The sequence below is a fragment of the Streptomyces sp. NPDC003011 genome (genome assembly GCF_053591515.1).
Genome location: NZ_JBSFTY010000106.1, coordinates 1 through 22,227 on the forward strand (window position 1 = coordinate 1; position 22,227 = coordinate 22,227).

At 71.3% G+C, this 22,227-nt stretch carries 20 protein-coding genes and 1 rRNA gene; 17 read left to right on the forward strand and 4 right to left on the reverse strand.

The window, feature by feature from the left end; translation table 11 throughout:
• The 9 genes from rrf to ACWD0J_RS36250 form a co-directional block, all read left to right on the forward strand.
• A 5S ribosomal RNA gene (rrf, locus tag ACWD0J_RS36210) occupies positions 1-91 on the forward strand; the annotation flags it as partial.
• Between the two features lie 72 nt (positions 92-163).
• Positions 164-829, forward strand: a complete 666-nt coding sequence (locus ACWD0J_RS36215) for an HAD family hydrolase (RefSeq protein WP_451500115.1) — start codon at positions 164-166, stop codon at positions 827-829.
• 80 nt (positions 830-909) lie between these two features.
• Positions 910-2,130 carry an MFS transporter gene (locus tag ACWD0J_RS36220; RefSeq protein ID WP_451500116.1) on the forward strand — a complete coding sequence of 407 codons (1,221 nt, stop codon included), beginning with the start codon at positions 910-912 and terminating at the stop codon, positions 2,128-2,130.
• Positions 2,081-3,253 (forward strand): acetoin utilization protein AcuC, encoded by a 1,173-nt coding sequence (locus ACWD0J_RS36225; protein WP_451500117.1) that lies wholly within the window; start codon positions 2,081-2,083, stop codon positions 3,251-3,253. The genes ACWD0J_RS36220 and ACWD0J_RS36225 overlap by 50 nt, the downstream gene beginning before the upstream one ends.
• Positions 3,254-3,419: 166 nt before the next feature.
• A complete protein-coding gene (locus ACWD0J_RS36230; RefSeq protein WP_451500118.1) occupies positions 3,420-4,235 on the forward strand; it encodes a phosphatase in 816 nt (271 codons plus the stop codon).
• Positions 4,236-4,364: 129 nt separating this feature from the next.
• Positions 4,365-4,574 carry a helix-turn-helix domain-containing protein gene (locus tag ACWD0J_RS36235; protein ID WP_016437488.1) on the forward strand — a complete coding sequence of 70 codons (210 nt, stop codon included), beginning with the start codon at positions 4,365-4,367 and terminating at the stop codon, positions 4,572-4,574.
• A gap of 155 nt (positions 4,575-4,729) precedes the next feature.
• A complete protein-coding gene (locus tag ACWD0J_RS36240) occupies positions 4,730-4,828 on the forward strand; it encodes a 30S ribosomal protein bS22 (protein ID WP_003948845.1) in 99 nt (32 codons plus the stop codon).
• A 278-nt stretch (positions 4,829-5,106) separates the two neighbouring features.
• A complete protein-coding gene (locus tag ACWD0J_RS36245) occupies positions 5,107-6,165 on the forward strand; it encodes an NAD-dependent epimerase/dehydratase family protein (protein ID WP_451500119.1) in 1,059 nt (352 codons plus the stop codon).
• A gap of 14 nt (positions 6,166-6,179) precedes the next feature.
• Complete coding sequence (locus tag ACWD0J_RS36250) at positions 6,180-7,244, forward strand: lysophospholipid acyltransferase family protein (protein WP_451500120.1); 1,065 nt, start codon at positions 6,180-6,182, stop codon at positions 7,242-7,244.
• An 82-nt stretch (positions 7,245-7,326) separates the two neighbouring features.
• On the opposite strand, the gene ACWD0J_RS36255 is transcribed toward ACWD0J_RS36250, so the two are convergent.
• From ACWD0J_RS36255 to ACWD0J_RS36265, 3 genes are all read right to left on the reverse strand, one after another.
• Positions 7,327-8,583 carry a DUF5667 domain-containing protein gene (locus tag ACWD0J_RS36255; protein WP_451500121.1) on the reverse strand — a complete coding sequence of 419 codons (1,257 nt, stop codon included), beginning with the start codon at positions 8,581-8,583 and terminating at the stop codon, positions 7,327-7,329.
• Positions 8,584-8,816: 233 nt separating this feature from the next.
• Positions 8,817-9,593: an ECF subfamily RNA polymerase sigma factor, BldN family gene (locus ACWD0J_RS36260; RefSeq protein ID WP_451500122.1), complete on the reverse strand. Its 777-nt coding sequence runs from the start codon at positions 9,591-9,593 to the stop codon at positions 8,817-8,819.
• Positions 9,594-9,933: 340 nt separating this feature from the next.
• Positions 9,934-10,845, reverse strand: coding sequence for an HAD family hydrolase (locus ACWD0J_RS36265; RefSeq protein WP_451500123.1), 912 nt, complete (start codon positions 10,843-10,845; stop codon positions 9,934-9,936).
• A 94-nt stretch (positions 10,846-10,939) separates the two neighbouring features.
• On the opposite strand from ACWD0J_RS36265, the gene ACWD0J_RS36270 reads away from it, so the two are divergent.
• The 5 genes from ACWD0J_RS36270 to ACWD0J_RS36290 all read left to right on the forward strand — a co-directional run bounded on the left by ACWD0J_RS36270 (position 10,940) and on the right by ACWD0J_RS36290 (position 16,726).
• Positions 10,940-11,221 (forward strand): glutaredoxin family protein, encoded by a 282-nt coding sequence (locus ACWD0J_RS36270; RefSeq protein ID WP_451500124.1) that lies wholly within the window; start codon positions 10,940-10,942, stop codon positions 11,219-11,221.
• 255 nt (positions 11,222-11,476) lie between these two features.
• Positions 11,477-12,244, forward strand: a complete 768-nt coding sequence (locus ACWD0J_RS36275; protein WP_451500125.1) for a redox-sensing transcriptional repressor Rex — start codon at positions 11,477-11,479, stop codon at positions 12,242-12,244.
• Positions 12,241-14,019: a glutamyl-tRNA reductase gene (locus ACWD0J_RS36280; protein WP_451500126.1), complete on the forward strand. Its 1,779-nt coding sequence runs from the start codon at positions 12,241-12,243 to the stop codon at positions 14,017-14,019. Before ACWD0J_RS36275 ends, ACWD0J_RS36280 begins: the two co-directional genes overlap by 4 nt.
• Positions 14,016-15,011, forward strand: a complete 996-nt coding sequence (gene hemC / locus ACWD0J_RS36285; protein WP_451500127.1) for a hydroxymethylbilane synthase — start codon at positions 14,016-14,018, stop codon at positions 15,009-15,011. The genes ACWD0J_RS36280 and hemC overlap by 4 nt, the downstream gene beginning before the upstream one ends.
• Positions 15,008-16,726 (forward strand): uroporphyrinogen-III synthase, encoded by a 1,719-nt coding sequence (locus ACWD0J_RS36290; RefSeq protein WP_451500128.1) that lies wholly within the window; start codon positions 15,008-15,010, stop codon positions 16,724-16,726. Before hemC ends, ACWD0J_RS36290 begins: the two co-directional genes overlap by 4 nt.
• 140 nt (positions 16,727-16,866) lie before the next feature.
• Here ACWD0J_RS36290 and ACWD0J_RS36295 read toward each other — a convergent pair whose 3' ends face one another.
• Positions 16,867-18,258 (reverse strand): FAD-binding oxidoreductase, encoded by a 1,392-nt coding sequence (locus ACWD0J_RS36295; RefSeq protein WP_451500129.1) that lies wholly within the window; start codon positions 18,256-18,258, stop codon positions 16,867-16,869.
• Positions 18,259-18,818: 560 nt separating this feature from the next.
• Between ACWD0J_RS36295 and hemB the strand changes: the two genes are divergently transcribed.
• The 3 genes from hemB (at position 18,819) to ACWD0J_RS36310 (ending at position 22,136) form a co-directional block, all read left to right on the forward strand.
• A complete protein-coding gene (gene hemB / locus ACWD0J_RS36300) occupies positions 18,819-19,811 on the forward strand; it encodes a porphobilinogen synthase (protein WP_451500130.1) in 993 nt (330 codons plus the stop codon).
• A gap of 110 nt (positions 19,812-19,921) precedes the next feature.
• Complete coding sequence (locus ACWD0J_RS36305; protein WP_451500131.1) at positions 19,922-20,824, forward strand: SAM-dependent methyltransferase; 903 nt, start codon at positions 19,922-19,924, stop codon at positions 20,822-20,824.
• Positions 20,825-20,924: 100 nt separating this feature from the next.
• The gene (locus tag ACWD0J_RS36310) at positions 20,925-22,136 is read left to right on the forward strand and encodes an aminotransferase-like domain-containing protein (protein ID WP_451500132.1); all 1,212 of its coding nucleotides are present in this window, start codon (positions 20,925-20,927) and stop codon (positions 22,134-22,136) included.
• Positions 22,137-22,227: the final 91 nt, after the last annotated feature.

The window sequence follows — 22,227 nt, forward strand, 5'->3', positions numbered from 1 at the left end:
GCCCGGTTACATTCCGAACCCGGAAGCTAAGCCTTACAGCGCCGATGGTACTGCAGGGGGGACCCTGTGGGAGAGTAGGACGCCGCCGAACAATTGTTGAGAAAACCCCCGTGCCTTTCGGCACGGGGGTTTTCTGCGTTTTGGGGTCGTCTAGGGTCTGGGTATGCGCTATGACCTTGTCATCTTCGACAATGACGGTGTTCTTGTCGACAGCGAGCCCCTCTCCAACAAGCTGCTGGCGGAGTATCTGACCGAGCTCGGGCATCCGACCTCGTACGAGGACTCCCTGCGCGACTACATGGGGGCTGCCCTGCACCGCGTACACGATCTGGTGGAGGCGCGGACCGGGCAGCGGTTGCCGGAGGACTTCGATGATGTCTTCCATGGGAGGGTGTTCGCCGCGTTCGAGCGGGAGTTGGAGCCGGTGGCGGGGGCCGTCGAGGTGCTGGAGAAGCTGGCCGCGGACGAGGTGCCGTACTGTGTGGCGTCCTCCGGGACCCATGAGCGGATTCGGGTGGGGCATCGGAAGACCGGGCTGGACCGGTGGTTCGACGAGGGGCGCGTCTTCAGCTCGCAGGATGTGGGGCGGGGGAAGCCGGCGCCGGATCTGTTCCTGTACGCGGCCGAGCGGATGGGCGTGGAGCCTGCGCGGTGTGTGGTGGTCGAGGACAGTCCGCTGGGGGTGCGGGCGGCTGTCGCGGCCGGGATGGACGTGTACGGGTTCACCGCCATGACGCCGGCCGGTCGGCTGGTGGGAGCTACTCGGCTCTTCTCCGACATGGGGGAGCTGGCTGACCTGCTGGGGTCGAGTCGTGGTGGGCGGGTTTGACCCGATAGAACGCAAAGCTGAAGGGGATTCATCTTTGGCTGATCTACCCACGAGTACGCCGGGGCCCTACGCTCGCCGCCATGACTGATGTGCTGCGGCGCGGCAGGGCCTCGCTGGCGTTCAGCTTCTTCGCGCAGGGCGTGGCCTTTGCTCTGCTGGTGACGCGGATTCCGGCGATCCAGGACCGGTACGGCGTCTCCGACGCGCTGCTGCCCGCGTTCCTGGCCGCTGTACCCGTCCTCGCCGGCGTCGGGAGTGTCACGACCGGGCACTTGGTGAAACGGATACCGCCCAGCCGGGTGCTGCGGTGGTCCCAGCCCGTCGTGCTCCTGGCGCTGCTCGGGGTCGGCGTGGGGGAGCGGATGGTCGAGCTGGCGGTCGCGCTCGCCGCGTTCGGGCTGGCCGTGGGTGCTCTGGACGCCTCGATGAACATGCTCGGGGTGAGTCTGCAGCGGTCGTACGGGCGCAGCATCATGCTGAGTTTCCATGCCGTCTACAGCCTGGGCGGGATCCTGGGGGCCTCGCTCGCCTGGGCGGGGGCGCACTGGCATCTGGCGTTGTGGGTGTCGTATCTGCCGGTGGTGCTGGTGTTGTTGCCGGCCGCGCTGGTGGGGAGTCGGTGGTACGTCGACGCGGATGCCGACGGGGTGGTGGTGGAGGACGGGGCGCAGGCGGAGGGTACGGGGGTTGCCTTCAAGCTGCTGTTGCCGCTGTGTCTGGTGATGTGTTTCGCGTACATCGGGGATTCGACCGTCTCCAACTGGAGTGCCAAGTACGTGCAGGACGTGCTGGAGGGCTCGGAGCAGCTGGCGACCGTGCCGTACAACGTGTACATGGTGACCACGCTGGTGGGTCGGGGGCTCGGGGACTTCGGGGTGCGGCGGTTCGGGGCCGTGGCGGTCGTCCGGGGCGGGGCGGTGGTGGCGGCGGCGGGGTTCGCGGTGGTGGCGGTGGCGCCCGGTGCGTGGGTGGGGATGCTCGGGTTCACGTTGCTGGGGCTGGGGTTGTGCGTGCTGGTGCCGCAGACCTTCGCCGCTGCGGGGCGGCTGTTCCCGGGGGCGTCCGACGCGGCCGTCGCGCGGCTCAACGTCTTCAACTACGTGGGGTTTCTGGTCGGTTCGCCGTTGGTGGGGGCGTTGGGGGACGCCTGGAGTTACCGGGGGGCCATGCTCGTGCCGATGGTGTTGGTGCTGGTGACGCTCGTGTACGCCCGGTCGTTCGCCGCTCAACCGGACCGATACGGTGGCGGGCATGAGCGGCCGCGCACAGCTGATGTGGGACGAGGCAGTAACGGGCTATGACTTCGGTCCGGACCATCCGATGGATCCGGTTCGGCTCGCCCTGACCTGGAGGCTCGTCCAGGCCTTCGGGCTCGACCGGGAGGTGGAGGTGGTCGCGGCGAAGCCGGCCGGGGAGTCGACGTTGCGGCTGGTGCACCGGCAGGACTACGTCGAGGCCGTGAAGGCGGCTTCCGTGGATCCTGGGGCGGCGGACGGGGCGTACGGGCTGGGGACCGTGGACGATCCCGCCTTCGCCGGGATGCACGAGGCGTCCGCGCTGATCGCCGGGCAGTCGGTGGGGGCCGCGGAGGCCGTGTGGCGGGGGGACGCGCTGCACGCGGTGAACTTCGCGGGCGGGCTGCATCATGCGATGCCCGGGGGTGCGTCGGGGTTCTGTATCTACAACGACGCGTCGCTCGCCATCGCCCGGTTGCTGGAGCTGGGGGCCGAGCGGGTCGCTTATGTGGACGTCGACGTGCATCACGGGGACGGGGTGCAGGCGGCGTTCTGGGAGGATCCGCGGGTTCTGACGGTCTCGCTGCATGAGCACCCTCGTACGTTGTTTCCGCAGACGGGGTGGCCGGAGGAGACCGGGGCGGAGTGCGCGGAGGGGTCGGCGGTGAACATCGCGTTGCCGGCGGGGACGGGGGACGCGGGATGGTTGCGGGCGTTCCACGCGGTGGTGCCGGAGGTGATCGCCGATTTCCGGCCTCAGGTGCTGGTGACTCAGCATGGCGCCGATACGCATTTCGAGGATCCGCTGGCGCATCTGGCTGTGTCGTTGGACGCGCAGCGGGCGGTGCAGGTCGCCTGCCATGACCTGGCGCACGAGTACGCCGACGGGCGGTGGGTCGCGCTCGGCGGCGGTGGATACGCGGTGGTGGATGTCGTGCCGCGGTCCTGGACGCATCTGGTGGGGATTGCGGCGGGGCGGCCGGTGGAGCCGGAGGCGGTGATTCCGGAGGGGTGGCGGCAGGAGGTGTTCGCTCGGACCCGGCAGCTGGGGCCCGGGCGGATGACGGATGGGCGGTGGCCGGTGTCGTGGCCGGGGTGGGAGGCGGGGTACGACCCTGCGGATCGGTTGGATCAGGCGGTGGTGGCGGCGCGTAGGGCGGTGTTTCCGTTGCGGGGGTTGTTGGCCTAGGCGTGGCGTGGCGTGAGGCGGGGTGAAGGGGAGCGGGTGAGTCCCCCAGGCTGACGTGCCGGGCGTGGCTCGTGTCAGTGGGGGTGCGTAGGCGTTGTTACGCCAACTGTGCGGTGTTTTCGTGTTCGCAGGGTGCCGGTCGGTTCCGTCCGTCAGCATCGCTTGCGTGTGGAGCTCCGGCGCGTTGCGCGCTCATCTTCTCGCTGCCGGGCTGGCCGGCAGTGTGGCTACCTCGCGGGAGGAGAGCCTTCGGAGCTATCGGCTGTTCGCGGCTCGTGATCCTCGGGTTCTGATCGGGATTGATCCTGAAATGACTTGGGGGGAGCGGGATGTGATCGATTTGATGTCGGAGAAGTGTGGCGTTTCGGCCGACCCGGGGCATAGATCTGGTCGTGATGTGATTGATCCGGAACTGACCCTGCTCGCCCTGGACGCCTTCGCGGAGCGGCTCGCCGCCGCGGCCGAACGCGGCGCGCCCGTGCTGTTCGGCACCGGCCATCCCCACCGACTGCTCGGGTTCTACGCCGCTTTGGCGGACGCGATGTCGGCGGCGGGATGTACTGTCCTCACCCCGGCGCAGGATCGCTGTGTCGACATAACGACCCGGTTCGGTCTACGCACGTACAACCTTGACTACGTACGAGGAGTCGCGTTGGTGCGGGAACCCGACGCGCTGAGCTCCGGTGGTGCGACCGGCGCACACACGCATTCACCCCTCCCGGTTCGTACCGTGCTGGAGGCCGCCGCCGAGGCCGGCGGGCCGCTTCCCGAGCTCGTCGTCGGAGATCACGGGTGGGTCTGCGGAGCAGGTCAGCTGGGGTTCGAGGCCATCGGGCTGGCGGACACCGACGACCCCGCGCTGTTCGTGGGACAGGCCGAGGGGGTCGTGTCCGTCGTCGTTCCACTTGATGACGCTGTGCGGTCCGCTTACTACCGGCCGCTTACCCGCTACGTACTCAATCGAGCGTGTCTGTCACAGTAGGCCGCCGATGGGTGCACCTCTTCCCCACTTGCATCACCCGCCCCTACATTGGGGAGTGAGCACGCAGCGACGAAGAGTCACCGGAAGGGGAAGCCGGTGACCGTCGAGTGCGGAAGGTTCAGGTGTGTCATGGCTGCTGAGCAGAGGCCTCTGAGCGAGGTTCAGTTCCTTACCGTGGCGGAAGTCGCCTCGGTGATGCGAGTGTCGAAGATGACCGTGTACCGCTTGGTGCACAGCGGTCATCTGCCCGCGATCCGGGTGGGGCGGTCCTTCCGCGTCCCGGAGAATGCGGTTCACGAGTACCTCCGCGAGAGCTATGTGGGGGTGGAAACCGCCTGACGGCGATGGTCCGGGGGGATCCTCAGGGCAGGTCAAGGATCGCCCCGGCACCTCGATTACGACCTCAGCGCTCGGACGGGTAGGCTAGCCCCTCGTAGGTCGTGTGGGCCCATGGCGCCCAAACACCGAGTGATGAGAAGTGAGCGAGGGTAGTCGTGGGCTCTGTTATCAAGAAGCGGCGCAAGCGGATGGCCAAGAAGAAGCACCGCAAGCTGCTCAAGCGCACGCGCGTTCAGCGCCGCAACAAGAAGTAGTACGTAGCGGCAAGGATTGTGCGGCGCCGCCCAAGTGGCGTGTCTGTGGCCCCCCACCGTCATCGGTGGGGGGCCACACGCGTATCCGGGGACCCGAGCCGTACGTGGTGTGCGTACGCACGTCATCCACATGGCTTGGTCTGTTCGTCATTCTGTGGATGCCGTCACTTCACGCATTGGGCGGTCATCACAGCGCAACACCGAACCGCTAAGTTGGCCGTACACGGGGAACACGGCAGGCTGCGAGTGCCGGATGGGCTGGAAGGAAGGCGCTGATCTTGGGCAAGGTCGTGCTCGTGACCGGAGTGGCCCGTCAACTGGGGGGCCGGTTCGTCCGGCGGATCCAGCGTGACCCGGAGGTGGAGCGGGTCATCGCCGTGGACGCGGTTCCGCCCGAGCACCATCTCGGCGGTGCCGACTTCATCCAGGCCGATCTGCGGCAGCCCACCATCGCGCGGGTGCTCGCGCAGACGGCCGCCGACACGGTCGTCCATTTGGACGTGACCGCGACCGCGCTCGGCAGCGGCAGCCGGACCTCGGTCAAGGAGACCAACGTCATCGGCACCATGCAGCTGCTGGGCGCCTGCCAGAAGTCGCCGACGGTCAAGCGGCTCGTGGTGAAGTCCAGTACGAACGTGTACGGGTCCGCGCCCCGGGATCCCGCCGTGTTCACCGAGACCATGCCGCCCAAGTCGCTGCCCAGCGGCGGGTTCGCCAAGGACACCGTGGAGGTCGAGGGCTATGTGCGCGGGTTCGCCCGGCGGCGGCCCGATGTCGCCGTGTGCGTGCTGAGGTTCGCCAACATCCTCGGTCCGACCGCGGAGACCCCGCTCGCCGCGTACTTCTCGCTGCCCGTCCTGCCGACCGTGCTGGGCTACGACCCGCGACTGCAGTTCGTGCACGAGGACGACGTCATCGAGGTGCTGCGGATCGCCTCGCACGAGCCGGCGCGGTCCACGCTGAACAGCGGCACCTTCAACATCGCCGGCGACGGGGTCCTGCTGCTGTCGCAGTGCTCCCGCAGGCTCGGCCGGCCCACCGTGCCGCTGCTGCTGCCTGCCGTCACCTGGGCGGGCTCGCTGGTGCGTACGCTGGGCATGACGGACTTCTCGCCCGAGCAGATCCGGCTGCTGACCCATGGCCGGGTCGTGTCGACGACCCAGATGCGGGAGACGCTCGGGTTCCAGCCGAAGTACACGACGGCGGAGACCTTCGCGGACTTCGCGCGCAGCCGCGGGCCCGGGCTCCTGCCGCCCGGGGCCGTGGCCGCGGCCGTCGACCGGATCGCCGCGCCCCTCGCGGGCGGCGGCCACCCCCCGACGCAGAGCGCCAACTGAGGAGCGCATCAACGATGGCGGACGCCAAGGTCATTCCGTTCGACGACGATCGGTCCCGCGGGAGCAACGCCGTGCAGCGGCCGCCGCGGCGCCGGAGTGCGGGGAACCGGCGCAAGGGCACGGAATCCTCGCTGGTCCGTGAGGTCCAGCCCCTGCCCGGCAGGCCGTCGACGCAGGATGATGTTCCTGTGACCCGTGAGGAACAGCTGCCCCAGGAACCGCAGGACGACAGCGGGCCCGGCGGCCTGGAGCGGCGTGTCGCGGGCGGCCTCGCCTTTCTGCGCCGCCGCCTCACCGGGGACTACGAGGTGGACGACTTCGGCTACGACGAGGAGCTGACCGACCAGGTCCTGATGTCCCTGCTGCGCCCGGTGTACGAGAAGTACTTCCGGGTCGAGGTGAAGGGCGTCGAGAACATCCCGGCGGAGGGCGGCGCGCTGATCGTGGCGAACCACTCGGGCACGCTGCCGTTGGACGGGCTGATGATGCAGGTCGCCGTCCACGACCACCATCCCGAGGGCCGCCATCTGCGCCTGCTGGCCGCGGACCTGGTCTTCATGCTGCCGGTGGTCAACGAACTGGCCCGCAAGCTGGGGCACACGCTGGCCTGTGCCGAGGACGCCGAGCGGCTGCTGGCCCAGGGCGAACTGGTGGGGGTGATGCCGGAGGGCTTCAAGGGCATCGGCAAGCCCTTCAGCGAGCGCTACAAACTCCAGCGCTTCGGCCGGGGCGGGTTCGTGTCCACGGCGCTGCGGCAGGGGGCGCCGATCATCCCCTGCTCGATCGTCGGGGCCGAGGAGATCTACCCGATGATCGGCAACGCCAAGACCCTGGCCCGGGTGCTGGGCTTCCCGTACTTCCCGCTCACGCCGACCTTTCCGTGGCTCGGCCCGCTCGGCGCGATCCCGCTGCCGACCAAGTGGACCATCCAGTTCGGCGAGCCGATCCCGACGGACGGCTATCCGCCGGAGGCCGCCGAGGATCCGATGCTGATGTTCAACCTGACCGACCAGGTCCGCGAACAGATCCAGCACACCCTGTACAAACTGCTGGTGCAGCGCCGGTCGGTGTTCTTCTAGCCCGAGGCACGGCCGGCTGGTGGCACGACGACGGGGGCGCCCCTCCTGAGAGGGGCGCCCCCGTCGTCGTGGGGAGGGCCTGCTACTGGGTGTCCTCGCCCTCGATGGCCAGGCCGGGCAGGAGGCCCGGGAGCAGCGGCGGGACGGTGACGTCCGGTTCGGTGGTGGGCGGGATGCTGGTGGACGGGGCGGTGCTGTCGGTGTCCTTCGGCGGGTCGAGCAGGCCGCCGGTGTTGCCGCCGAGCAGGCCGTCGTCCTCGCTGCCGGGGCCGGCTGACGTGCTGGGGCCCTGGCCCTTGCTGCCGGTGCCGCTGCTGTCGGACGGCCGGCCGCCGCCGGTGCTGGGCGCCGTGGAACGGCCGGAACCGGTCGACGTGTCGGAGGACGCCGGTCCGGATTCCCGGCGCCGCCCGTCGCCGCCGTCGCCCTGGGCCGGGGGCTGCGGCAGGAGGGACTGCAGCGGGGCGACCTCTTCGTCTATGGCGTCGAAGACCGACGACACCTGCTGACTGACGTCACCGAGCTGCACGGGCAGCCTGTCGCGCAGCGCGCCCCAGGCGTCGCGGTGCGAGCGCGAGAAGGCGTCCAGTGCCTGGATGGGACCCAGGGACTCGGGGTCGCGCTGGTAGGCCGCCGTCAGCAGACGGTGGCCCTCCGACGCGTCGTGCTGCATGCCGGACAGGGCGCGGCGGATCTCGCCGAGGGACTCGTGGTCGAGGTGGCCGCCGCGGCCGCGCTCCATCAGCCGGCGGGCCTCGCTCAGGCGGGTGGAGGCCTGGTCGAGGTAGGCGACACCGCGTTCGTCGTCCCCGTCGGACAGGTAGCTGAGCTTGAAGTCCTCGATGCCCCGCTTCAGGCCGTAGAGCGAGTCGCCGGGCAGGGCGTCCGAGCTGGCGGCGGCCACGCCGCCGAAGGCGCCCGCGGCGACGCCGACGCTGAGTCCGCCCGCCGCCAGGCCCTTGGTCAGGCGGGACCGCGGCCGGAGCTTGCCCAGCGGGCTCGCCCGGTGGGCGCCCCGCGCCCGGGAGGAGCGCTGCTCGGGTACGGACAGATCCGTCGCCCCGCCTCCCGGTGCCGCGCCCTCCAGCAGCATGGCCTCCATGGCGGCCACGAGCTGGGCCCGCTGGACGACCTTGACCTCAGGGTCCAGCTGCGGTTTCGGCAGCTCGCCGAGACTCACCGCGAGGGCCGTCAGACGGCCCGGCTCGGTCTGTTCCGCGGCAGCCGGGGACGGCGGGGGTTCCTCGGACTGCTCGGCCGCCGTGCCCCGGTCGGACTGCTCCTCCAAGGCCAGGGCGAAGGCGTTCGCCCGCCGGTGCGCCGATACGTTCGCGATCACTGGCGGCACCTCCTCTCGTCAAGACGTTCGACTCCCCAGGGGGTCCTGAGGGTTGCACGCCCTGACCACAAGCACACGATCGAGTGATCGAAGTCGGCCAGGGAGTGACCACAGGGAGCCTGCATCCCGCACAACGAGTGGCGCGGCACTTGGGTTACGGACGGCGGATGATCGGATGGGGAAGGCAACGGACTTTCACCGACCGCGAGTTGGCTGCTACCGAACGTGCGCTGTCAGCGGGCGTCGTCCGGCAGGAGCCGGGCGAGGGTGCGGACGGCCCGGTACTGGAGGGTCTTGATGGCGCCCTCGTTCTTGCCCATCACGCGGGCGGTCTCGGCCACGGAGAGACCCTGGAGGAAGCGGAGGGTCACGCACTCCTGCTGCTGGGGGTTGAGCCGTCGTACGGCGTCCAGGAGCGCGGCGTTCGAGAGGGACTCCAGGACGGAGTCCTCGGGGGAACGCTCGACCTCGTTGGCGTCGAGCATCTCGCCGGTGGTCACCTCGAGCCGGAAGCGGCTCGACTTGAAGTGGTCGGCGACGAGGTTGCGGGCGATCGTCACCAGCCAGGCGCCGAAGTCGCGGCCCTGCCAGGTGAAGGTGCCGATGCGGCGCAGGGCGCGCAGGAACGTCTCGCTGGTCAGGTCCTCGGCGGTCGCCTTGCCTCCCACTCGGTAGTAGATGTACCGGTACACGGTGTCGCTGTACTGGTCGTAGAGACGGCCGAAGGCGTCGGCCTCGCCGGCCTGGGCGCGTTCCACCAGGTCCATCATGCGGGCGCTGTCGCTGTCGGCGGCGGGTCGGCGGGCGGGGGCGGCGGCACCGGTCGAACGCCCTCGTCTGCCGACGGCGGCGCTGCCGTCGGCGAGCGCGTAGCACGGGCCGACGGGGGTGGTGGCAACGGCGAGGGCAGGGACGGCGTACGCGGGGGGGACGAAGCCGCGCAACAGGTCTCGGACCGTTGCGCGGAGCGTAGCCAGGCCCGAGGCGTCAACCCCGACGTGTGGGTACACGGGACTCCCAGAGGCAGAGCTTCCATCACGAGCAGTGCGGAACCGTTCACCCGTCGTAGCGACGGAAGGGGATCCGGATTGCGTCTGAGGAGAATAACGCTTAGTGCAGGCACTGCTACACGCAGTTGCTCAAATCACCGATTACGTCGCTTCTGTAGTCGATTGACGCCTGATCGAGCACCGGACAATGACCGATTGTTGATCGGAACCGTCCGTCTTTCGTCTTGGGCGGGGCGTGTTGTGGCCGTGTGCAGCCAACGGGACTGGACAGCGCGGTCAGGGGGTGCGACCTGCGGATTGGCCGGGTCGCGGTGGGCGTGACCTGATGTGACGCCTGTTGTCAGCGGCGGCGCTTGTGCAGGGCGATCGCCGCCGCCGTGCCGCCTGCCACCGCGCCCACGCCGGCCGCCGCCGGGATGCCGACCTTCGCCGCCTTGCGGCCCGTGCGGTAGTCCCGCAGGCGCCACTCCAGCCGGCGGGCGTGCTTGCGGAGCTTGGAGTCCGGGTTGATGGCGTAGGGGTGGCCGACCAGGGAGAGCATCGGGATGTCGTTGTGCGAGTCGCTGTACGCCGCGCAGCGGGACAGGTCCAGGCCCTCCGCCGCGGCCAGGGCGCGCACCGCCTCCGCCTTCGCCGGGCCGTGCAGCGGCTCGCCCACCAGTTTGCCCGTGTAGACGCCGTCCACCGACTCGGCGACCGTGCCCAGCGCGCCCGTCAGGCCGAGGCGGCGGGCGATCACCTGGGCGATCTCCACCGGGGCCGCCGTGACCAGCCACACCTTCTGGCCGGCGTCCAGGTGGGCCTGGGCGAGGGCGCGGGTGCCCGGCCAGATGCGCTCGGCCATGTACTCGTCGTAGATCTCCTCGCCGATCGACATCAGCTCGGAGACACGGTGGCCCTGGACGATCGACAGCGCGGAGTCCCGGGCCTCCTGCATGTGTTCCGGGTCCTCGACGCCGGCCAGCCGGAACCACGCCTGCTGCCAGGCGAACCGGGCCAGGTCGCGGGTCTCGAAGAACTTCCGCTTGTGCAGGCCCCGTCCGAAGTGGAACAGGGCGGCGCCCTGCATCACGGTGTTGTCGAGGTCGAAGAAGGCGGCGGCGTGCGCGTCGCCGTGCACCGGGAACTGCGGTTCCACGGTGGAGATGTCCTGCGTGGACTTGCGTGCTGCCTCCGCCGAGGCCTCGCCTGCCAGCACACTGCGCGCCGTGGCGGAGCGCCTACGGGGGGTGAGCCATCCGAGAGCGGCCATGGCGTGAGCATAGCCAGTCTGTTCGGTGGTTCCGGAGCGGTGAGGTTGGGAGGCTGTGAACTCTGCGCGACCGCGCCGGTGAAGAAGCGGGACAATGGCGGGCATGAGTCCCCTCTTCCGCCGGACGGGTCGTGCCCCGCAGGACCGGCTCGTGACGCTCATCCGCAAGCCCGGCTGCCACCTCTGCGACGACGCGCAGCTCGTCGTCGAGAAGGTGTGCGCCGAGCTCGGTGTCCCCTGGGAACAGAAGGACATCACTCAGGATCCCCCGCTGCACGATCAGTACTGGGAACAGATCCCCGTCGTCCTGGTGGATGGGGAACAGCACACTTTCTGGCGTGTGAACGAGGATCGCCTGCGCAAAGCCTTGGCTTAGGATCGACGACGAACTGGTCTCGGGGGCGGCGATCGTAGAGGAGAGTGTGCGGTTTTGCCCCCAAGAGAAGAGGAACGGTGGCGCGTGTGCGCCGGTTCCCCGTCAGTGCGCCGGGGGCGCGTGACCCCGGTCACGTTTGCCGGGCAAATCGGACACCATCTTTGTGCACGCGTTCACAAAGACATAGCCTGCTTTCGACGGGGCGGTCCGGGGACGTGTGACCGCCTGCAGCCCCGCTCTACCCGCAGGAGCACCGTGGCAACTGGCCGAACTCACCGACCGGCGACCCGTAGCCGAGGGATTCCCGAGGCCACCGTCGCCCGGCTCCCGCTGTACCTCCGCGCGCTGACCGCACTGTCGGAGCGCTCGGTGCCCACGGTCTCCTCCGAGGAGCTCGCGGCCGCCGCGGGGGTCAACTCCGCGAAGCTGCGCAAGGACTTCTCCTACCTCGGCTCCTACGGGACGCGCGGTGTGGGGTACGACGTCGAGTATCTCGTCTACCAGATCTCCCGTGAACTCGGTCTGACCCAGGACTGGCCGGTAGTGATCGTCGGTATCGGCAATCTCGGCGCCGCCCTGGCCAACTACGGCGGGTTCGCCTCCCGTGGATTCCGGGTCGCCGCGCTCATCGACGCCGATCCCACGATGGCCGGAAAGCCGGTCGCCGGGATCCCCGTCCAGCACACGGACGAGCTGGAAAAGATCATCTCGGACAACGGCGTGTCGATCGGCGTCATCGCCACGCCCGCCGGTGCGGCCCAGCAGGTCTGCGACCGGCTCGTGGCCGCCGGGGTCACCTCCATCCTGAACTTCGCGCCGACCGTGCTGACCGTGCCGGACGGCGTCGACGTGCGCAAGGTCGACCTCTCCATCGAGCTGCAGATCCTCGCCTTCCACGAGCAGCGCAAGGCCGGCGAGGAGGCCGCCGCGGCCGCCGACGGTGCCCTGCCGGCCGTCGCCGCCCGCACGAAGTCCGCCGACAAGGGGCCCGACGGGGACGTCCCCGCCGTGATGCCGGCATGAGTCTCCTCGTCGTCGGGCTGAGCCACCGCAGCGCCCCGGTCAGCGTGCTGGAGCGGGCCGCGCTGAACGCCGACGCCCAGATCAAGCTCCTCCAGGACACGGTCGCCGCCGAACCGGCCGCCGAGGCCGCGGTGCTCGCCACCTGCAACCGCATCGAGCTGTACGCCGACGTGGACAAGTTCCACGCCGGTGTCGCCGAGCTGTCCACGCTGCTCGCCCAGCACAGCGGCGTCGGGCTCGAAGAGCTCACTCCCTATCTCTACGTGCACTACGAGGACCGGGCTGTCCACCACCTCTTCTCGGTGGCCTGCGGGCTCGACTCGATGGTCGTCGGCGAGGGGCAGATCCTCGGCCAGATCAAGGACTCCCTCGCCAAGGCGCAGGTGCTGGACACCGCAGGGCGGCTGCTGAACGACCTGTTCCAGCAGGCCCTGCGCGTCGGCAAGCGCGCCCACTCCGAGACCGGCATCGACCGCGCCGGACAGTCCCTGGTCAGCTTCGGCCTGGAGCAGCTGTCGTCGGGCGCGGCGGTCGGGGAGTGGGCCCGCGGCAAGAAGGCGCTGGTCATCGGTGCCGGCTCGATGTCCTCACTGGCCGCGGCCACGCTCGCGCGGGCCGGGGTCGCCGAGATCGTCGTCGCCAACCGGACCCCGGACCGCGCCGAGCGCCTGGCCCAGATACTGACCGAGGGCGAGGACACGGACGTGTCGGCCCGCGCGGTCCCGATGGAATCGGTGCCGGTCGAGCTGACACGTGCCGATGTCACGGTCTCCTGCACCGGTGCGACAGGCCTGGTCCTGACGGCCGAGACGGTCGCGGCGGCGATGGCGCGGCGCGCCGGGGACGGTGACGGATCCGCCGCGGCGGGCACACCGGGTGCCGGACCCGACGCCTCCGGCTCCGGCCGTACGGCCGTCCCGGCCGCCGGGCGCGGCGAGCTGCCGCCCACCAGCCTCGGCGCCGAGGAGGGCTGTCCGCTCGACCTTCCGGCCGTGCAGGCGACCGCCGGCTTCTCCGTGCTCGGCGAGGCGGCCGTGGCCGGGATGGCCGCCTCCGACCTGGAACAGCACGCCGCCTGGGTGGACAACGGCGTCACACGCCAGCAGACCTCCGCCCCGGCGGGCGCGGTCACGGTGCTCGACCCGGCCGAGGAGGCGGACGCCATCGCCGCGCTCGCCGCGGCCGTGACCGCCGTCGGCCGGGTGCCCGAGCGGCGCAGGCCCGAGCCGGTCGCCGAGATCCCGCGGCCCGAGCCCACACTCTTCCTGCTCGACCTCGCCATGCCGCGCGACATCGACGCGGCCGTGCACCGGCTGACCGGCGTGCGGCTGGTGGACATCGAGTCGCTGGCGGAGGCCTCCGCCGACGCCCCGATGGCGGCCGACGTCGACCAGGTCCGCCGTATCGTCGCCGACGAGGTCGCGGCGTTCGGGGCGGCGCAGCGGGCCGCGCACATCACGCCGACCGTGATCGCCCTGCGCACCATGGCCGCCGATGTCGTCGCGAACGAGATCGCCCGGCTCGACGGACGGCTGCCCGGGCTCGACGACAAGCAGCGCGGAGAGATCACACAGACCGTCAAGCGCGTGGTCGACAAGCTGCTGCACGCGCCGACCGTACGGGTCAAGCAGCTCGCGGCCGAGCCCGGCGGCGCCGGGTACGCGGACGCGCTGCGGACCCTGTTCGACCTCGACCCCGAGACGGTGGCTGCCGTGTCCCGGGCCGACCGCGCCGACGATGAACCTGAGAACAGCAAGAACCGAGGGCCGGCATGAGTAGCAAGGCATTGAGGCTCGGGACCAGGCGGAGCAAGCTCGCCATGGCCCAGTCCGGACAGGTGGCGGACACCGTGAGCCGGGTGACCGGACGGCCCGTGGAGCTCGTCGAGATCACCACGTACGGGGACACCTCCCGAGAGCATCTCGCGCAGATCGGCGGCACGGGCGTCTTCGTGACCGCGCTGCGCGAAGCGCTGCTGCTCGGCGAGATCGACTTCGCGGTTCATTCGCTGAAGGACCTGCCGACGGGGCAGCCCGAGGAGCTGGCGCTGGCCGCCGTCCCGGTCCGCGAGGACCCGCGGGACGTGATCGTCGCCAGGGACGCGCTGAAGTTCACGGACCTGCCGCGCGGGGCGCGGATCGGTACGGGTTCGCCGCGGCGGACGGCCCAGTTGAACGCGTACGCACGCGGCCACGGGCTGGACATCGAGACGGTCCCGATCCGCGGGAACGTCGACACCCGCATCCGGTACGTCCGGGACGGTGAGCTGGACGCCGTCGTCCTGGCCGCCGCCGGGCTGAGCCGGATCGGCCGGATCGACGAGGTGACCGACTTCCTGTCGGTCGACACGGTTCTGCCCGCTCCCGGCCAGGGGGCACTCGCGATCGAGTGTGCCGCGGACAACGCGGACCTGATCGCCGCGCTCGGCGAGCTCGACGACCCGTTCACCCGGGTCGCCGTGACCGCCGAACGGTCACTGCTCGCCGCCCTGGAGGCCGGCTGCAGCGCCCCTGTGGGCGCGCTGGCCGACCTTCCCCCACTCTCGGCTCCGCTCGAGCGTGGAGGTCCCCAGGCCGACCGGCAGTTTGTCAAGGAGATGCGCCTGCGCGGCGTCGTCGGCACGACCGACGGCACGCGGATGGTGCAGTTGTCCACCACCGGTCCCGTGCCCGAGACGTACGACCAGGCAATGGCGCTCGGTCGCGAACTCGCTGCCGAGATGCTTGCCCAGGGCGCGGCCGGTCTGATGGGGGAGCGAGCACTGTGAGCCCCACCGCCCTTTTCGCCGGTCCCGACCACGGGCACGTCACCTTCCTGGGTGCCGGACCCGGAGATCCGGGACTACTGACTCTGCGCGCCGTCGAGGCGCTGGCGAACGCGGACGTCCTCGTCGCCGGGCACGAGGTGCTCGACGTCGTCCGTGCGCATGCCAGGTCCGGTGTCGCCGTGGTGAACACGGACACGGATGCCTCGATGGATCTTGCATCCGGCCCGAATCCGGCCACAGGCGCGCCTCAACTCACAGTCGTTGACGGCACGTCAACAACCGCTGGCGTCCCCGCCGTGCGGGATGCCGCACATCTTGTCATGGAGGCCGCGCGGGGCGGCAGGCGGGTCGTGCGTGCGGTGTCCGGGGACCCCGGGCTCGACGCGTACGCCGCCGAGGAGATGCTGGCGTGCGCCGCCGCGGGGGTGCCTTTCGAGGTCGTGCCCGGGGTGGCCGCGGCCGTGGGCGTCCCCGCGTACGCCGGTGTGCCGCTGCGGGACGCCGAAGGCGCGGACGTCCGGTTCGTGGACGCCCGTACCGCCTCCGACCGGTGCTGGACGGAGGTGGGGGCGTCCGACGGGACCGTCGTCGTGTCGGCGACCCTGGAGACCGTCGCCGCCGCCGCCGGGGAGCTGGTGTCCGCCGGGCGCAAGCCGGACACGCCGCTGACGGTCACCGTCGCCGGTACGACGACCCGGCAGCGGACCTGGAGCGCGACGCTGGGGACCATCGCCCAGACGCTGAAGCAGGCGAAGGTGCTGCCCTCGCCGGAGGGCGGGCGGCCGGTGATAGCCGTGGTCGGTGAGCGTTCCGCCACGGCTCAGCGTGAGCAGCTGTCGTGGTTCGAGTCCAAGCCGCTGTTCGGCTGGAAGGTGCTCGTGCCGCGGACGAAGGAGCAGGCGGCCTCGCTCTCCGACCAGCTGCGGTCCTACGGGGCCGTGCCGCACGAGGTGCCGACCATCGCGGTCGAGCCGCCGCGGACGCCCCAGCAGATGGAGCGGGCGGTCAAGGGCCTGGTCACCGGCCGGTACGAGTGGATCGCCTTCACGTCGGTCAACGCGGTGAAGGCCGTCCGGGAGAAGTTCGAGGAGTACGGGCTCGACGCGCGGGCCTTCGCCGGCATCAAGGTCGCGGCGGTGGGCGAGCAGACCGCGAAGGCGCTGGTCGCCTTCGGCGTGAAGCCCGACCTGGTGCCGAGCGGGGAGCAGTCGGCGGCCGGACTGCTGGAGGACTGGCCTCCGTACGACCCGGTGTTCGACCCGATCGACCGGGTGTTCCTGCCGCGTGCCGACATCGCCACCGAGACGCTGGTGGCGGGGCTGATCGAGCTCGGCTGGGAGGTCGACGACGTCACCGCCTACCGGACGGTGCGGGCGTCGCCGCCGCCGGCCGAGACCCGGGAGGCGATCAAGGGCGGCGGGTTCGACGCCGTGCTGTTCACGTCGTCGAGCACGGTGCGGAACCTGGTGGGTATCGCCGGGAAGCCGCACAACGTGACGGTCATCGCGTGTATCGGTCCCGCCACGGCGAAGACCGCCGAGGAGCACGGGCTGCGGGTGGACGTGATGGCTCCGGAGCCGTCCGTGCACAAGCTGGCGGAGGCCCTCGCCGACTTCGGGCTGCGGCGGAGAGCCGCCGCGCTGGAGGCGGGGGATCCGGTGACCCGGCCGAGTGAGCGGCGGCCGGGGGCCCGGCGGAGGCGTACGACGACCTGATCCTCGGGCGGCCGCGGGTTGTCGGGCGGCTGGGGTTCGAGTGGTCGGCGGGTGCCGGGTCGGCTGGGGTTCGGTGGTCGGCGGGTGCCGGGTCGGCTGGGGTTTGTCGGCGTCGGCTGTCGGCTGTCGGGGCGGCTGGGTCAGGCTGCCGGGGTCACCGTGTGGCCGTAGCGGAGCAGGTTCGCCGGGTCGTAGGTCGACTTGGCGTGCTGGAGGCGTGCGTAGACCTCCGGGGTCCAGGCGCGGGCGCGGTCCTTCTCGTCGCCCGGGGTGCCGTGGATGTTGACCATCGTGAGGCCCGTCCCGTAGGAGGCCATCGCGGTGTGCAGGGCCGCCGTGGCCCGTTCTATGGCCTCGGCGGCCGGCGGGGCGGCCAGGACTCCCACCGTTTCCAGCAGGTACGCGGCGTCGCGGGCGCAGATCGCGTCCTCGACCGTGGCCGGGCGGGACAGGGCTCCGCCCATGTGGCGGAGCCCGGCCATCAGGAGCGGGTAGTCGGGGACGTCCGGGCCCGCCTGGTCCAGCAGGGCGCGGACGGCGTCCGGTGTCAGGTCGCGGATGAGGGCGCAGGACTCGCGGGCGGGGAGCGGGTCCTGGGGCTCCAGGTGGATGCGGTCCATGGCCGCGCAGGGCATGTCCTCCACCGTGTCCAGGGCCACGGGGGCGGCCTGCCGGATGGGGGTCAGGAGACGTTCGCCCTCGTCGGTGTCGCCGGTCCAAGCGACCGCCACGCGGGCCCAGAAGCCGCCGCGCAGGGGTTCGGGGATCTGCGGGATGGGCGGCAGGCGGAGCAGGTTGAAGGCGCTGCACATCTCGTTCGGCACGTCCTGCGTCCAGGCGGCCCAGGTGGTGAGAAGGGCCTCGGCGTGTTCGCCGGTGCAGTAGACGCCGCCGCCGAGGAGGCGGGCGAGGGGGAGCAGGCCGAAGGTCATCCGCGTGACCACGCCCACGTTGCCCTTTCCGCCGCGCAGGGCCCAGAACAGTTCGGGTTCGTGGGCCGCGTCGACGTCGCGGAGGGTGCCGTCCGGGGTGACGACCTGGACGGAGCGGACCAGGTCGGCCGCGAAGCCGTAGGTCCGGCCGAGGACGGGGAGGCCGCCGCCGAGGGTGTAGCCGACGACGCCCGCGTCCGTGGAGGTGCCGGTGAGGGCGGCCAGGCCGTGGGGGGCGGCCGCGGCGAGGACGTGGCTCCACTTCGCGCCGGCGGCGGCCGTGGCGGTGCGGTGCTCCGCGTCCACGCGTACGTCGGTCATGCGGGTCGTGGTGATCAGCAGGCCGCCGGTGACGGGGAAGTTCGCGCCGTGGCCGGTGGCCTGGACGGTGACGGGGGTGCCGGTGGCGGACGCCCAGCGCATCGCGGTCACGATGTCGTCGGTGCCGGTGGCTCCCACGACCACGTCCGGGGTGTGCAGGGCGGCCAGGTTGAAGCCGGTGACCTCGTCGGCGTAGCCGTCGTCGCCGGGGCGCAGGACCGGGCCGTGGATATCGGTGAGGGCGAACCGGGCGGGCGTGTTGTGGTGGGTGGCGGTCATCGCGTCCTCCTGGGGCGGCGGCGTGCGTGCGCGGCGGGGAGGGACGGCGGCGGTCGGGGCTGGGCGGGGGCCGGGCGAGGCCGTCGGGTCCTTGTTCTTTCAGCTTGGACCTGTGGGGGGTGGGGCGCATGTGGGGTGCGGGTGGTTGGGGGCGCATGTGGGGTGCCTGCGGCGGCCTGTGCGGGTGGTTGGGGGTGCGCGTAGCGCGTTCGGTTCGGTGGGGGGTCGGGGCCGTGTCGGGGGTGTCCGTCCTCGGAACGTCGCGGAATCGGTTTCTCGCCGAGGTGCCCTGCGTTGACGCGACAACCGCTGCGGGCGGACACTCCCGGCAGTCCCCTTCCCGCCGTGTGCGGGTGCGGTCCCTGGTGGTGCTGGTCCAGGGGACCCCTGACACGGCCTCTTCCCGCCGTGCGCGGGTGCGGCCGGTACGTGGGCTCGCTGGGTGCCTCCGCCTTGCGGTGCCGGTCCGGGCACTTGCGGCCCGTCCGGCGGTTTTGACGACGAGGTTGGCCGACGGTGCGTCGGTAAAGGAGGTGGTGGGGCGGGCGTAGCGTAGGTGCATGACGACGTACGGATCCTTTCCCGGCAGCCGGCCGCGGCGGCTGCGGACCACCCCCGTCATGCGGCGCATGGTCGCTGAGACCCGGCTGCATCCCGCCGACTTCATCCTTCCCGCCTTCGTGCGGGAGGGTGCCGTCGAGCCCGTGCCGATCACGGCGATGCCCGGTGTCGTGCAGCACACCCGGGACAGTCTGAAGAAGGCGGCGGCGGAGGCCGTGGCCGCCGGGATCTCCGGGATCATGCTGTTCGGTGTGCCGGAGGAGTCGAAGAAGGACGCGGTGGGGACGCCGGGGACCGACCCGGACGGGATTCTGCAGGTGGCGATCCGTGATGTGCGGGCCGAGGTCGGGGACGAGTTGCTGGTGATGTCCGACCTGTGTCTCGACGAGACGACGGATCACGGGCACTGCGGGGTGCTGGACGCGCAAGGGCGGGTCGACAACGACGCGACCCTGGAGCGGTACGCCGAGATGGCGCAGGTGCAGGCGGACGCCGGGGCCCACGTGGTGGGGCCCAGCGGGATGATGGACGGGCAGATCGGGGTCGTCCGTGACGCCCTCGACCAGATCGGGCGGGAGGACGTGGCCGTCCTCGCCTACACCGCCAAGTACGCGTCCGCGTTCTACGGGCCGTTCCGGGAGGCCGTCGCCTCGTCGTTGCGGGGTGACCGCAAGACGTACCAGCAGGATCCGGCGAACACGCGTGAGTCGATGCGGGAGCTGGCGCTCGACCTCGAAGAGGGCGCCGACATGGTGATGGTGAAGCCGGCCGGGCCGTATCTGGACATCCTGGCGCGCGTCGCGGACGCGGTGGACGTGCCGGTGGCCGCCTATCAGATCTCCGGCGAGTACTCGATGGTCGAGGCCGCCGCCGAGAAGGGCTGGATCGACCGGGACCGGGCCATCCTGGAGACGCTGACCGGCATCAAGCGGGCGGGCGCGCGGAACATCCTGACGTACTGGGCCGTCGAGGCGGCGCAGAAGCTGCGTTAGGCCTCGCGTCCGGGGCGCGGGCGGGTGGGGGCGGGCTGTGGGCACCATCAAGTGGCGCCGGGAGTTAGGTTGTTGACCGCTGGTTGCCCGTTGAATGACTGGAGACGCCGATGTCCGGTGACGCCCTCAGCCAAGACCCCGCCGAGCTGAGAAGGAGGATCGACACCAGCAAGGCGCACCCGGCCCGCGTGTACGACGTCTTCCTCGGCGGCAAGGACAACTACCCCGTCGACCGGGACGCCGCCGCCGCCGCGCTCGCCGCCAACCCGCGCGGGTACCTCGACGTACGGCACAACCGCGACTTCCTGCGCCGGGCCGTCACCGCCCTGGCCCAGGAGGACGGCATCCGGCAGTTCCTCGACATCGGCACCGGGCTGCCCACCGCGGAGAACGTCCACCAGATCGCCCAGCGCATCAGCCCGGACACCCGGGTCGTGTACGTCGACAACGACCCCGTCGTGCTCGCGCACGCGCGTGCTCTGCTGACCAGCGGTCCCGAGGGGCGTACGGACTACATCGACGCCGACTTCAAGGACCCGGCGCACATCCTCGAACAGGCCGCGAAGACGCTGGACTTCGACCAGCCCGTCGCCCTGTGCCTGGTCGCGATCCTGCACTTCGTCGAGGACGAGGAGGCGTACCCGATCGTGCGTGAGCTCCTCGGCGCGCTGCCCTCCGGCAGCCGGCTCGTGCTGAGCCATCTGACGGAGGACCTCAATCCCGAGAACATCCGCGCGGTCCAGCGCACGTACACCGAGCGCGGGTTCACCTTCGTGCTGCGGTCCGCGGCGGACGTCGAGCGGTTCTTCAGCGAGAACTCCCTGGAGCTCGCCGAGCCGGGGGTCGTCCCCGCGCACCACTGGCGGCCGGACAACGCCGCTCCGGTGCCCGAGCAGCCGGAGGCCTCCTACCTGGCCGGCCTCGACAACATCGAGAAGGTCCGCTACGCCGACATCAACGACGTCACGGACGCGGACATCAACGTGTACGCGGGGGTCGGGAAGAAGGTCTGAGCGAGCGGCTCCCGTCCGTATCGTGGAAAGTCGCGTGTAGAGGGCATGCACGTCTCTAGGGTCGCGGGACGAGTCGTCCCGCAGCCGAAGGAGCCGTGCCATGACGGTCACCGAGCCCGCGCCCGCTTCCGCCCCCGTGCCGCCGCTCGCCGCGCGGGCCCGGTCGATCGGCGGGTCGCCGGTACGGGACATCCTCGCCGTCACCGCCCGCCCCGAGGTGATCAACTTCGCGGGCGGGCTGCCGGCGCCGGAGCTGTTCGACCAGGAGGGCATCGCGGCCGCGTTCCGCGACGTCCTCGCCGAGGAGCCCGCGCGGGCCCTGCAGTACGCCACGACCGAGGGCGAGCCCGAGCTGCGGGGCGCGCTCGCCGCGCGCATGTCGGCGCGGGGGCTGCCCACCGGCGCCGACGACGTCCTCGTCACGACCGGTTCGCAGCAGGCGCTGTCCCTGCTCGCCACCGTGCTGCTGGAACCCGGGGACACGGTCCTGGTCGAAAGTCCCTGCTATCTGGCGGCACTTCAGGCCTTCGGCCTGGCGGGCGCGCGGGTCGTGGCGGTGCCGGGGGACGCGGCGGGACTGGACCCGGCCGCGCTGGAGGAGCTGGTGGTGCGGGAGCGGCCCAAGCTGCTGTACACGGTGCCCACCTTCCAGAACCCGACCGGCCGGACGCTGCCGGCCGAACGCCGGGCCGCCGTGGCCTCCGTGGCGGCGCGGCGGGGGCTGTGGATCGTCGAGGACGACCCGTACGGCGAACTGCGCTTCGAAGGCGAACGGGTGCCGTGGATCGCCTCCCGCGAGGAGGCCCGCGACCGGGTCGTCCTGCTCGGCTCCTTCTCGAAGGTCATGGCGCCGGGGCTGCGGCTCGGCTGGCTGCGGGCGCCCGGCGGGCTGCTGCGGGCCTGCGTGGTCGCCAAGCAGGCCGCCGACCTGCACACCCCCACCGTCAACCAGCTCGCCGCGGCCCGGTACCTGGCCGACCGTGACCTGGACGCCCACGTCGGACGGGTCGCGGGGGTGTACCGGCAGCGCCGGGACGCCATGCTCGCGGGGCTGCGGGAGGCCCTCCCCGAGGGATCCGCCTGGACACGTCCCGAGGGCGGGATGTTCCTGTGGGCCCGGCTGCCGGAGGCGTACGACACGACGGCCCTGTTGCCGCGCGTGGTGCGGCACGACGTGGCCTACGTCCCCGGCGCGCCCTTCCACCCCGGCGTACCCGACCGCTCCACCCTGCGGCTGTGCTTCGTGACGCAGACGCCGCAGGAGATCGGGGAGGGGCTGCGGAGGCTCGGGCAGGGGCTGAGGGAGTCCTAGGCCGAAGGCCGGGGGCGGGGGCGGGACCTTCGAGTTCGGGGGACGGGGGCGCCCCCGGCGGGGGAGGCGCGGCGGCTGCCGGAGGAGGAGT

What these genes read in the sequence shown, in the direction of transcription:
- ACWD0J_RS36305 (WP_451500131.1), top strand. Translation starts at nt 19,922, where the DNA reads ATGTCCGGTGACGCCCTCAGCCAAGACCCCGCCGAGCTGAGAAGGAGG.
- ACWD0J_RS36235 (WP_016437488.1), top strand. Translation starts at nt 4,365, where the DNA reads ATGGCTGCTGAGCAGAGGCCTCTGAGCGAGGTTCAGTTCCTTACCGTG.
- ACWD0J_RS36265 (WP_451500123.1), bottom strand. Translation starts at nt 10,845, where the DNA reads ATGGCCGCTCTCGGATGGCTCACCCCCCGTAGGCGCTCCGCCACGGCG.
- hemB (WP_451500130.1), top strand. Translation starts at nt 18,819, where the DNA reads ATGACGACGTACGGATCCTTTCCCGGCAGCCGGCCGCGGCGGCTGCGG.
- ACWD0J_RS36280 (WP_451500126.1), top strand. Translation starts at nt 12,241, where the DNA reads ATGAGTCTCCTCGTCGTCGGGCTGAGCCACCGCAGCGCCCCGGTCAGC.
- ACWD0J_RS36310 (WP_451500132.1), top strand. Translation starts at nt 20,925, where the DNA reads ATGACGGTCACCGAGCCCGCGCCCGCTTCCGCCCCCGTGCCGCCGCTC.
- ACWD0J_RS36215 (WP_451500115.1), top strand. Translation starts at nt 164, where the DNA reads ATGCGCTATGACCTTGTCATCTTCGACAATGACGGTGTTCTTGTCGAC.
- ACWD0J_RS36220 (WP_451500116.1), top strand. Translation starts at nt 910, where the DNA reads ATGACTGATGTGCTGCGGCGCGGCAGGGCCTCGCTGGCGTTCAGCTTC.
- hemC (WP_451500127.1), top strand. Translation starts at nt 14,016, where the DNA reads ATGAGTAGCAAGGCATTGAGGCTCGGGACCAGGCGGAGCAAGCTCGCC.
- ACWD0J_RS36250 (WP_451500120.1), top strand. Translation starts at nt 6,180, where the DNA reads ATGGCGGACGCCAAGGTCATTCCGTTCGACGACGATCGGTCCCGCGGG.
- ACWD0J_RS36270 (WP_451500124.1), top strand. Translation starts at nt 10,940, where the DNA reads ATGGCGGGCATGAGTCCCCTCTTCCGCCGGACGGGTCGTGCCCCGCAG.
- ACWD0J_RS36225 (WP_451500117.1), top strand. Translation starts at nt 2,081, where the DNA reads ATGAGCGGCCGCGCACAGCTGATGTGGGACGAGGCAGTAACGGGCTAT.
- ACWD0J_RS36295 (WP_451500129.1), bottom strand. Translation starts at nt 18,258, where the DNA reads ATGACCGCCACCCACCACAACACGCCCGCCCGGTTCGCCCTCACCGAT.